Genomic DNA, 11,008 nt, shown 5'->3' with positions numbered 1-11,008 from the left:
AGGTCTTTCACGCCCTCGAAATCGATTGCGCCGCCACTGTTGATCAACAGGTCGTTGCCACTGTTCAGTTTGGCAACCTGATAACGCTGATCGCCGCCACTTGCCAACGTCAGGTTACCGCCTGTAGTGATTTCACTGCTGATATTGCGCGTGTCGGTCACTTCATCGCGCTTGAAGTTTTTCGCCCCAAAACTCCCCTTCTTCTTTTTGTCATACAGCGAATAATCACTGTCCTGCGCAGCCAAGATGGCGAGGTTTTCACCGGCAACCAGGTACGCTTCTTTCCCGGCCGTAATACGGCTGGAGATCACGGAGAGGTTCTGGCCAGCCTGCAAGGCAACGCTGCCTCCCGCTTCAAGATCGGCGGCAACCTGGCTGACGTGGTCTTCCTGGCGGGTCAGTTTTTTGCTTTTGGACAGGGAGTGTTCTTCGTCCGCCGCAGAGCTGATGGTGAGGTTTTCGGTCGCGGCCATGGCGATGTCGCGTTTGGCGTCGATCTGGCTGGCGATGACGGAGATGTCGCGTCCGGCCTGAACGGTCAGGTCGCGTCCGGAACTGGCGGTGGAACCCAGTTGGGTGATGTCGCTGCTGTTGTGTTTGCTGTCCGAGAACAGGCTGTTGGTGACTTCGGTCGGGGCGATGGTGACGTCGCGTCCGGCCTGGATGGTCATGTCACGACCGCTTTCCAGCACGCTGCCTTTGTTGATGACGTCGCGACCGGCCGAGATGCTCATGTCGTTAGCGGCTTCGATGCGCGCTGCGCTGTCGGCGAACTCGTTGTGGCGCTGACCGCGTGCACTGTTGTCCAGCGAGGTGACGCTGCGTTCGTTGATCACGTCGCCGTTGATCGCGGTCAGTGAAACATCGCGGCCTTTGATGATGCCGCCAGCGGTGTTGATCAGATCATTACCCGCGAGCAGATCGAGCCGGTTGCCGGCTTCTATCAGGCCGGTGATGATCAGGTTGTTGCCTGCGACTGCCGAGAGGTTGTTGGCGGCGTGCAAGGTACCGACGTTGTTGAGGTTCTGGCCGGCGATCAATGAGACGTCGTTACCCGCAATCAATGCCCCGGTCGGACCAAGGCGATTGTCGGCCTGTGCCAGATACAGAAATTCGTTGCGCAGATGCTTGATGCCCTTATCGCTCAGGCCACGACTAAAGCGCGCAGCAAAGGAAGGGAGGTTTTGCAGTAAGCGGATAAAACAACACCGGTACGAGGCCGGTGTCAGATCAACTCGAAACCTCTACACATTAGGTGCACCGACTAAAAGCCAAGCGTAAGGCCGCACCTACATCGGAAGGACTACTACCGCTGGGGATAATGACATAGTCACTCTCACTTAGTCCCTTACCACTCCAGGCTTCTAGCTTTTCGTGATGGCTAGGACGAATAGTTATCTGGTCTCCCTTACTTTCGATACTGCATTTTTTCATATCTTTAAATAATGCACGCTTATTCTTGTAGCTATAGCGCTCCAACGTACTGCTAACCCATTGGTCATATCGTTGACTGGTCAAGTCGTGGTCAAATAAATCCATATCAAACGTAGCTTCAGGATGAATCCAAACATCCTTACGCGGCTCGGGAAGCACAAATCGGCTATGGGCCAAGGCATCCAATACCACAACACCTAACTCTTGATCACTGATTTCAGGGATGGCGTGATGCTCGACACCCTGTGGATCAGCTCGAATACTCCGATAGCCAGAATAAGTTTTAACGTAAATAAATTCCTTATTGACTCCTGCATCCGCCCAGGTTGTTTTCACGACATCGTTCATCTTATTTCACCTTGGTAATTTTTAACGTAATGCCTTTGCTCTGACCATTTTCAATGGCTCTATTGATTTGTTCCCATTGAGCGCTAGTCGTGGCTTCAGGAATGGCAACTTGTAATTCGCGAGTGATAATTTGACTTGAAGTAACTGTCACACCTTTCAAGCCTGATTCGGAAAAATTAGCAGCGGCATCAATATTTCCTTTGAGCGATGAATATACTTGGCTCGGATTAGCAAGTTTGGCAGCAGTCGTCGTATCAAGTGTCTTGGCGCTGGTCGCTATACCAGTGGTTTCGTCAAAAAAGTCAAACGTCTTGAAGTGAGGCGGTGGTCGAGAGCCTGCTGGCAGTTGCGTCCCAAGGTAATCCTCCCAAGGCATTCCTTGGCCTTGAATACCCTTGCCCCACTCAATCCCAGTAGTAGCACGGTCTACCGCCCCGCCAGTTGCTTTTGCACCAACTCTCCAACTTCACCAAATGGTAGTTTAGATTTCAACTTCCTGAGTCACTCCTACCTCTGGTTTCAGTTGAACAAAATTCAACCACGCCAATAGCGCCCTCTCAAACGAGTCGATATTAATTAGCTCAAAGTAATTTTCATCATAGAGCGAATAAATTCTTACCTGCCCCTTAGTTAACTCAGCCCCCCAAGCATCGCGACTCCAATCTGAAAAGTTAATCTTAGAACTTTTAACAGATCTTATTCGCACAACACCTTCATCCAGCCACGGCACGGTGTCTAAAAACAGTTGCCCTCCATCATCAGTTAGGAGACAAGCAAGTGGGCTGACGCCGTCTTTGTTGACAATACTTGAACTAACACTCGATGAAAGAGCTCCACCAGACTCATCCCATGAAAAATGCAATTTCATTTTAACCCCCTAAAGCTTTGGATATACAGCAGTTTTCGGACTTATATATCCCTCGACTTTGACGCCACTAGGTCTGGTTCCCGTCCATTTGTTACCCACAATTTTCTTGTTCTGAAAGGCTCCGTCCACTTCAACTTTTATTCGATCTGCGGTCCAAGAGCCTGGAAATATTATAGACATACCGCCATTGTTCGTCCTGGGCAAAAACTATCCTGGATTGACTGGATCTCCCACCTGGATTTTAGCACTATAAACACCTTGCGCATTCGCTATAGAGGCTGGACCAGGGATCACCTTAACATCACCCGTCGCGGTTGAATGTCCGCCAACGACATTGCCATTTGGCTATAATATGACCATCAAAATCAATCGACGCAGTGATTTTACTTACAGAAATTGGGGCCCGTGCATTGAGATCAAACGTGCCCTTTTCACCAACAAATCAACCTTATCTTTTTAACTTTCTCATCACATATTGATCTAGACATTCTTCTAAAGGCTTGACAGTCCCTAGAACATGAAGCTCTCCTGTTTCCTTATCAATTAGGAACGGTCCATTTCCAGCCAGCTGGGCCGAAAAACTCCCTATTTCTAAATACTCTTTAGATTGATAGCAAAAGAACCACCCCACAGAAAACTCTTCCTCATGCGTTAACTGCAGAGGAATATCCGAGTCTTTTAAATACGTATTAGCTCGTTCCAGCGCACTCTCATAGGTAATCATTAATTATTCCTCAGCAACTGTAGAGTCTTAAAATTATTCATATTAGTTGGCCTCCCATTTTGCCCATCTAGATATCAGATAACCCCATTCTTATTAACTACTTTTAATACATGGCCTGGCTGACCTCGACCATAGGAACCCAACACAATCCCGCGCGCGCCGTCCCCGCCACCGGCCATGTGTTGGGTGATAGTCTCGAGTGAAGACACACTGCTAAACTTAGCGCCATAGTGCTTCTCTAGCACTGTCAACGGAGCACCTTTGGTGGGATTTATCGGTAATGCAGATGCTGGAAGTGGAGATGTTGCCGGAATAGCGTCTACTACCGTTCCAGCCGCATCTGCCTCTTTTGCACCACTTTATTCCGCTTACCGAAATGGTTCTATCAAATCAGCCCCAAAACGAATGAAAAAGCGAAACAATTTTATTTAGAACGCGAATGCTTTAATTAAATAAAACCAAACCCTTTCCAATTGAATATTTTAACCGCCATAAAGCTTAAAAAATTCATTCTATCTACGATCCAGTATTGAACATCGTCAGGGATAAGCAATCCAAAATCGCTACTACAACGAGCGTCCCACAGTGTCTTTGGCAACGCCAATTCCTCATGCAACCGACCATAGTCGGTATGTCGGTAAATCCCACGGTCGAAATTTACGTAAAAGCTCGGCAATTTCATACGCAAAAAATTCCATTTTCGCAAATCCATTTCTCCTCCATAAGACAAGAACCGCTCTACATCCTTATAAAAACTCTTGGCACTTTCCAAAGTTAAGCCTTTGAAAAAGAAATCGCGCATCATCGTAAAACTTATCACTTCTGCTTCGGCACTATCGATGTACTGATAAAAATTATGAGCTCCTAGAACTGAGATCCCACCCCGAAAGAGCCCAAGAGCTTTTTCATAATCTTCCTGCTTTAGCCGGCCTGTTTCAATATACGACAAATAATCCGGCCGGACATCGATACAGTAATTGGACTTATCATCCACAACGTAATAATGCTGCTCTTTCAAAACAAACAGGGCAATTGATTTGCGCCCTTCAAACAGCTCACTTTCTAATGAGCTAAGCTTAGCGTCCAAACTCATGACCCCCCCCCCTCCTGCGTCAATACTCGTGCATTTGATGAGTGTTTCTCAAGCAAGGAATCCCATACTTTCGGGAGTTCTAGTAAAACACTTGGCTTCCCTTGATTTGGATCCACAATCTTGGGTGCGTTAGGGTTCCTTATCTGACCGGGCAGAGGTCGTTGATCAATAGCTTCGGACATAATTTTCTGGTGCAACGATTGGTCAACCTCAAAAACAGCCACGTTACCGTCAGGCCTTTTATTAGACAGATAATAAGCAGCATGGCTGGGGCCATTTGTACTGACACATAACTGACCACTGCATCCAGAGTCAATCGATACCGTCCCATCAGATTTCACAGTAATTCGATTTTGACTAGTCTGGAATCCTGAACCACCTGATTCAACCCTGAAATAAGTTTCAGTTTGTGTTGACGGCGCACCGCCATTTTCCGCAACAGGCCGAGAGTTTGGTTCATTTAATGCGGTTTTGCCTTTTGCACCTAATCAGCAGCTGTAAAAAAATGCTTATCTAGATTCACAGGAGGAAACTGACTAGGTAGAATTTTTGACGAAATATCTCTGCTAAGCAGCTTTAAAAGAAACTCAACACAGCCGAAGTTGTAGACCTCCTCTTCCCCCTGATCCGAGCTATGAATAGCAACTTTCCATGAGTCCGGTTCTCCATCGACCAACCAAATAAGAGTTTCTCCATTATCCGTTACCGCCCACGGAAGAAAAGAACCTTCCGCAGGGTAATCAGGTCTTGGATAGTCCGACAAAAACTCCTGCCTCATTACAGCGTATGACTCTATAAAGTATTTGCTTTTTTCAAAATTCAAATTTGGATTTTTTGAAAACGGGTCTAACACCCATACGAAATCGTCTAATGCTCCACATCCGTAAATTGATATGAACTGTTTGAAATCATTCGGTAATCGCAGATCCCCCTCAGATTCAAAGGTTTCCCAAGCCGCATTATCAAAGGTACGCTGAGAGGGTGGCGAAAGAAGGCTAATCAGCTTATCTATCATTTTTACTTAACTCCACTCACGTTCGGAATTGATACATCAAGAGTAAAACCGCCTGACCCACGAGCAGACAACGTTACACCGGTTGGCATTGGGTTTGTACCTGTATAAATAGGCACAGCCCTATAGCTTACTGTTTCACCACTCTGCACTGCGCCCCTGACTTGACGCTCAAATGAACTCATATTTGGATGATTTGCGTTGCGCTGGAAAAGTGTCACCAAATTTCTTGCATCATCGCCAGCCCCTCCTAGTGAATTCGCAAGCAAATGTCCTCGCGCATGGTTAGCAGGCTGCCCCTCAAAACCTGGAGGTCGAATCGCTGGGTTAGCGCTTGAACCGCCTCCCAATGAATCCTCCCTAAGGACTGCTGTAACCCCAGTAGGTCGACCAAGTGAGTCAAGCTCGCCAAGAATTACATTGCTTGGGGCATTTGGACTTGGCTTGGCAAGCGACGGGTAGCTGCTGCTGCTTTCTGGAATTGCTTTTGAACCTTGTCCTAATGGCTCGCTCCTTTGCCCACCTACCGCTGCTTTTGCACTCAGGCCCCCCATCATTTCGAGGGAACCGACCACCATGTTGCCTACCGCATTCCACGTATCGCCATCGACCGCCTGCCCTACGCCATATTTGAATTGCGCAGCGCCATTGATCGCAGCAATGCCCCGGATTCCAATACCCAACGGCCCTGACAAGGCATATATAGCAGGGCCGCCAATATTCGCCAACCCTTGCTGCTCATTGTTGACCAGCAGAGTGCCTTTTGCGTTAGCGTAGATCTGCTCCTCAGCAGTCTTTGTCCGGGACCAGCTCAACTGGGCGAATACGCCATCAAGCTCAGCTCGAGCAGCGTCGCTGTAGGCGTTTTTGGCTTCGGTCGTGCCTGCGTAGGAATAGCCCTGCGTGGCAGGCGTAGTGCTTTGCAAAAGACTGGTCAGCCTAGCCTGTGCTTGCTCTTGACCGACACTTTTCGTCAACTCGTAAGCGTATACTTGAAGGTAGGCTTGCAGCTCCGAAAGATCGGCCTTGGTCAAAGACTCGGGGTTGGTTTTGTAAGCGTCCAGCAGATTATTGCTGCGTTGATCCGACTTCTCGAGTGATACCAGCTTTCTCGCAGCATCAATCCCCTGATCTTTTTCGTAAGCTTCTCGTGCGCTGTTTCTTTCTGTGTTGGCATGGTCACTCAAGAAATTGTATTGCGTAGAGTTTTTGGCTATCCAGCTACCCTTTTCAATCGAGCTGGCGTCAGCGTCTTTCTGAGTCGCAGCAGCCAGAGCGCCTACTATCTGAGAACTCATGGTCAGTAAGGTTTCATTACCATTGACTAGACCATTCAGGTGTACGACCAATGCTTCATTGGCACCTGCGGCCAAGGCACCCGTCCTGAAATCTCCGCCTGTGGCCTTTGAAAGCAGACCGCCTACCATCGCGTGAATAATGACCTTGGAAGGCGTGCCATCCGCGAATGTGCCGCGGGTATAGTCGCCCACTGCATTGAAACTCGCCGCTGCCAAGGTATTGAACAACGCAGTCTTGAGTGCATCACTGCCGCTGCCGCCCTTGCCAAGAGCATTACTCAGCAGCGCTGACGTCCCGTTCTGCAGAACCTGATTACCGGCAAACTGACCCACGCCTTCCCAAGTGGAGAGTTTGGCTCCAACAATCTTGCCGGTGTTCGGATCACTATGCGTACCCGTCCAACCATCAAAGTACGCAGCCGTCAGACCCGCCGTCACTCCCGAGATGACATACCCTTTTATGGCATCGGAAGAAGTTACATCTTTAAATACCGCCCCAAGGTTTCCACGGTTATTAATAACGCTGACCGTTGCGTTGGTAGCAGCACCCGCTGCAACAGCACCTGCGCCCGCTGAGAGGAACGCTGCAGTGTTGGCACTCATCGTACCTGCCGTGACTGCTGCCCCTGTGGATGCACCTACCGCGCCCATTGCCATAGGCCCCACAACAGCAGCCATGATAATCGCGATGATAATTTGCGAGGCTGGACCAAGGCCCGAGTTGCTGTACTTGAAGGAGTCGTGAATCTCCTTCACTTGCCGCCAGTCCACGTCACCGCGTTTTTCAGCATCCTTGAGCCAGGCCAGTTGTGGATCGGCTTTGACCATTGCATCGATGCTCTGGGTGACCGTTTGCTGATCAACCTGCCTGATATCGATCTGCAATCCATTGACGGCTTTAATGGTTACTTCACCGGCGGCAACCAGTTCGCTCTGGCGTAAGGTCTCGTCGGTATTACCTTTACCTTTGGAGGAAACCCAAAAGGCGTTGTTGTCACTCTTCTCATGACTCTCCTGATGCAGATCCTTCACGCCCTCAAACGTAACCGCACCACCACTTTCAATCGTCAGGTCCTTGCCACTCTTCAGCTTCGCAGCCTGATACTTCTGATCGCCGCCGCTCGACAGCAACAGGTCGCCACCGGTAGTAATTTCGCTACCGACGTTTTTCACATCGGTCACTTCGTCACGCTGGGTTTTCTTCGCGCCGAAGCTGCCTTTTTTCTTCATGTCGTACAGCGAATAATCACTGTCCTGCGCAGCAAGAATGTCCAGATTCTCACCCGCAACCAGATACGCCTCTTTCCCAGCGGTAATACGGCTGGAGATCACGGCCAGATTCTGCCCTGCCTGCAAAGCCACACTGCCGCCCGCTTTCAGGTCCGCAGACACCTGGCTGACATGATCTTCCTGCTCGGTCACCTTCTTGCTCTTGCCGTAGGAATGCTGTTCATCAGCCGCCGAGGACAGGGTCAGGTTTTCCGTTGCGGCCATCGCGATGTCGCGTTTGGCGTCGATGCTGCTGGCGATCACGTTGATGTCGCGGCCGGCCTGGGCCGTCAGGTCGCGTCCGGCGCTGACTGTGGAGCCCAGTTGCGTAATGCTGGAATTACTGGAGTTCACGCCGCGTGTCCGGCCGTTCTCGGTCTGGGCCGAGTCGATAGCGACGTCACGGCCCGCAGCGATGCTCAAATCACGACCAGCATGCAACACGCTGCCGGTGTTTTTCACATCACGACCGGCTTGCAGGGACATGTCGTTGGCCGCTTCGATGCGTGCCGCGCTGTCAGCAAAGTCCTGCCGCCAGGTCGCATCATCCGCAGCGCTCTGATGGCTGGTCATCGTGCGTTGGTTGGCTACCCGTGGGCGACGCTGACGAAGAGATCGTTGCACCGGTCAAACACCGTGGTAAACGCAAGCCACTGTCGGCAGATCTTCCCCGCATCGAAGTCATCCACGAACTGCCCGAGCACGAACTGACCTGTGCCTGCGGTTGCCGCAAGCATGTCATCAGCGAAGAAACCCGAGTCTAGGTACTAAAAGAGCGAGATCGTGACCCGACCAGCCAATCCTGGATGTGGGTACAGGCCAGCGGACCACCAGACCGAAAAGTCGTCCTGTTCAACTACACCACCAGCCGTGCGCAGGAAGTGTCGCTGTGCCTGCTGGAGAGTTATCGGGGCTATGTGATGACCGACGATTACGCGGGCTATAACGCTTTGGCGTTGCAACCGGTTGTGGAACGCTTGGCGTGCATGGCCCATGTACGGCGCAAGTTCGTGGAGGCAAAGAAAGTGCAGCCTCAAGGCAAAACAGGCCGCGCTGATGTTGCACTGGCATGCATTAACAAACTGTATGGCATTGAGCGTGAACTCAAGGATGTCAGCGATGAGCAGCGTTACATCGGTCGTCAGGAAAAAAGCCTGCCTGAGCTGACGAAGCTCAAAGCATGGATGGAAACAACGCAGCCGCAGGTCACGTCACAAAGCGCCTTGGGTAAAGCGGTGAACTACCTGGCTCACAACTGGGGCCGGATAGAGCGTTATATCGAAGCTGGTTTTCTCCCCATCGACAACAACGCTGCCGAAAGAGCAATCAGGCCGTTCGCCATCGGACGAAAAGCCTGGCTGTTCAGCGACACGCCCAAAGGCGCCACGGCAGCGCCCAGATCTACAGCTTGGTCGAGACCGCCAAACTCAACAGCCAAGAGCCCTATACGTGGCTGCGCCACGTACTTGAGCGGTTGCCGCATGCTGCATCGGTAGAAGATTACGAAGCCTTGCTGCCGTGGAACTGCTCGCCAGAGATGCCTCGCTAAACCCAATCCTCATTTTTTGCTAGGTGGGGTTTGTGGCGCGGATACCGTCTAAATAATAAAAGTCACGCATCTATATAAGTGAAATATCACCCTCTCACCAAAGGGTTTTCACAATCGCTCCCTCAAATTCTCCTGCGCATGCTACTGCAACGGACTCAGAAAATACCACATCACCCGCTGCTTGCTGGTCTTAACTTCCGCCGTCACCGCCATGTCCAGCGGCAGCTTGATGTCCACACTAGCTCGCCATCCGGTGTGGAGAGCATTGTTTCGGCCGCGAAGCAGAAAAGACAACCCATTGCGGACTTGCTCCCAACTCCCAGCTCTGCCAGCATCTCCGCTCGATTGGTGGGTAGGAAGTTCAGCGCAAACTTAAGATCGCTCTTCGCACGAATAGCCGAACCCCCAACAAATCAATTTACGAGATTAAATCTATCGTAAAACGCTCCATGAACCCCACATTCAAAACATCCAACTGATCCCCGATGCTGTGCTCCTGATTATTTTCCGGAGCCAGCACCTCATGATGCGACGCGACGCCAAAGTCGAAAAAGCCTATATCTATCCCAAGCCCGTCGACTTTCGAAAATCCTGTATAGTTACTTAAAACCTCAAGGAAAATTTATTTATTTAAGAAATCGTAACATAAACCATAGTTATCCAAAGGAATGATTGGCAGCCATTCCTGGGGAACGTAAGGAGACTTGACATTTACTTGAAAACCATGCATCCAAGCAATTTTAGAATAAATAACTGCAAACGTCGAAATAAGACCGTCTGTGTAACCGTTCTCGCTATCGGCTCGTGAGGAGAGAAACTTAGGGGAAACCATTACCTCAATTGCCTCTGACATTTTATCTGTTTCCCCTGATGCAAGCGCAGAGTAAAACTCTAAATCAGGCACATACTTCCTTAATGAAGTGGGCGGAGAAGCCAAAAAAATCTCACATCTCTCTTTTAATTTATCCCACTCCCCTCTGATCGCTAAAATCACTTGATAGACCACAAAGTCTATATGTTTCGGACTTTCGGCTTTACTAAGATTAAAAGCGCTGTCATTCTCCTCAGAAAACCATTTTACCAAGCCGTGGTCATCAGAAAGCAGCGGAGCCAGTAATTGCACTTGTTTACCAAGCGCGCCCAAAGAGTCAGTCTTGATGCCATACGAATATTTTCTAAGCTGCCCTGAAATGGAAAGCCATTTTTTGAAACCCTGTATATCACTATTTTCGAACCATGACCACATCGCACTTGCCAAAGCGTGTAATGACAAACTATTTACGCACGAGCGAACGTCACCTGAACCCGACTTTATTAAACCAACTATCTGATCGACATCATATCCTTCATTCAAATGATATCTAATGTGATCTAGTCGAACCTTAGCTTTTTCTGAGTATTTTTTTTCCATTT

At 49.7% G+C, this 11,008-nt stretch carries 11 protein-coding genes and 1 pseudogene; 1 reads left to right on the top strand and 11 read right to left on the bottom strand.

The genetic code is table 11. From position 1 onward, the window contains the following. From AO388_RS24165 to AO388_RS28095, 10 genes are all read right to left on the bottom strand, one after another. A partial coding sequence (locus AO388_RS24165) for a hemagglutinin repeat-containing protein (protein WP_177343142.1) occupies positions 1–962 on the bottom strand: 962 nt, incomplete at its 3' end. Positions 963–1,251: 289 nt separating this feature from the next. After that, the gene (locus AO388_RS24160) at positions 1,252–1,782 is read right to left on the bottom strand and encodes a contact-dependent growth inhibition system immunity protein (protein WP_004414217.1); all 531 of its coding nucleotides are present in this window, start codon (positions 1,780–1,782) and stop codon (positions 1,252–1,254) included. A 1-nt stretch (position 1,783) separates the two neighbouring features. After that, positions 1,784–2,158, bottom strand: coding sequence for a hypothetical protein (locus AO388_RS24155; protein ID WP_058417317.1), 375 nt, complete (start codon positions 2,156–2,158; stop codon positions 1,784–1,786). Between the two features lie 105 nt (positions 2,159–2,263). Next, complete coding sequence (locus tag AO388_RS28110; protein ID WP_080053561.1) at positions 2,264–2,650, bottom strand: hypothetical protein; 387 nt, start codon at positions 2,648–2,650, stop codon at positions 2,264–2,266. A gap of 9 nt (positions 2,651–2,659) precedes the next feature. Next, positions 2,660–2,830: an EndoU domain-containing protein gene (locus AO388_RS30465; RefSeq protein WP_085990837.1), complete on the bottom strand. Its 171-nt coding sequence runs from the start codon at positions 2,828–2,830 to the stop codon at positions 2,660–2,662. A 268-nt stretch (positions 2,831–3,098) separates the two neighbouring features. Further along, positions 3,099–3,374 (bottom strand): YrhB domain-containing protein, encoded by a 276-nt coding sequence (locus AO388_RS24150; RefSeq protein ID WP_058417316.1) that lies wholly within the window; start codon positions 3,372–3,374, stop codon positions 3,099–3,101. 74 nt (positions 3,375–3,448) lie between these two features. Next, complete coding sequence (locus AO388_RS30460) at positions 3,449–3,649, bottom strand: toxin glutamine deamidase domain-containing protein (protein ID WP_369688044.1); 201 nt, start codon at positions 3,647–3,649, stop codon at positions 3,449–3,451. 173 nt (positions 3,650–3,822) lie between these two features. After that, positions 3,823–4,467, bottom strand: a complete 645-nt coding sequence (locus tag AO388_RS24145; RefSeq protein ID WP_236713950.1) for a hypothetical protein — start codon at positions 4,465–4,467, stop codon at positions 3,823–3,825. A gap of 484 nt (positions 4,468–4,951) precedes the next feature. Next, positions 4,952–5,482, bottom strand: coding sequence for an SMI1/KNR4 family protein (locus AO388_RS24140; RefSeq protein ID WP_004414209.1), 531 nt, complete (start codon positions 5,480–5,482; stop codon positions 4,952–4,954). Positions 5,483–5,484: 2 nt separating this feature from the next. After that, positions 5,485–8,532 (bottom strand): DUF637 domain-containing protein, encoded by a 3,048-nt coding sequence (locus AO388_RS28095; protein WP_442963827.1) that lies wholly within the window; start codon positions 8,530–8,532, stop codon positions 5,485–5,487. Positions 8,533–8,633: 101 nt separating this feature from the next. Here AO388_RS28095 and tnpC point away from each other — a divergent pair. Next, a pseudogene (tnpC, locus tag AO388_RS24125) lies at positions 8,634–9,595 on the top strand (IS66 family transposase); the annotation flags it as partial. A gap of 622 nt (positions 9,596–10,217) precedes the next feature. On the opposite strand, the gene AO388_RS24120 reads toward tnpC, so the two are convergent. Next, positions 10,218–11,006 (bottom strand): immunity 49 family protein, encoded by a 789-nt coding sequence (locus AO388_RS24120; protein ID WP_063613821.1) that lies wholly within the window; start codon positions 11,004–11,006, stop codon positions 10,218–10,220. Positions 11,007–11,008 lie beyond the last annotated feature (2 nt).

Origin of the sequence: Pseudomonas sp. ICMP 10191 (assembly GCF_001467335.1) — a bacterium.
Lineage (GTDB): Bacteria > Pseudomonadota > Gammaproteobacteria > Pseudomonadales > Pseudomonadaceae > Aquipseudomonas > Aquipseudomonas cerasi.
This window is presented reverse-complemented; position numbering and strand designations above follow the sequence as displayed.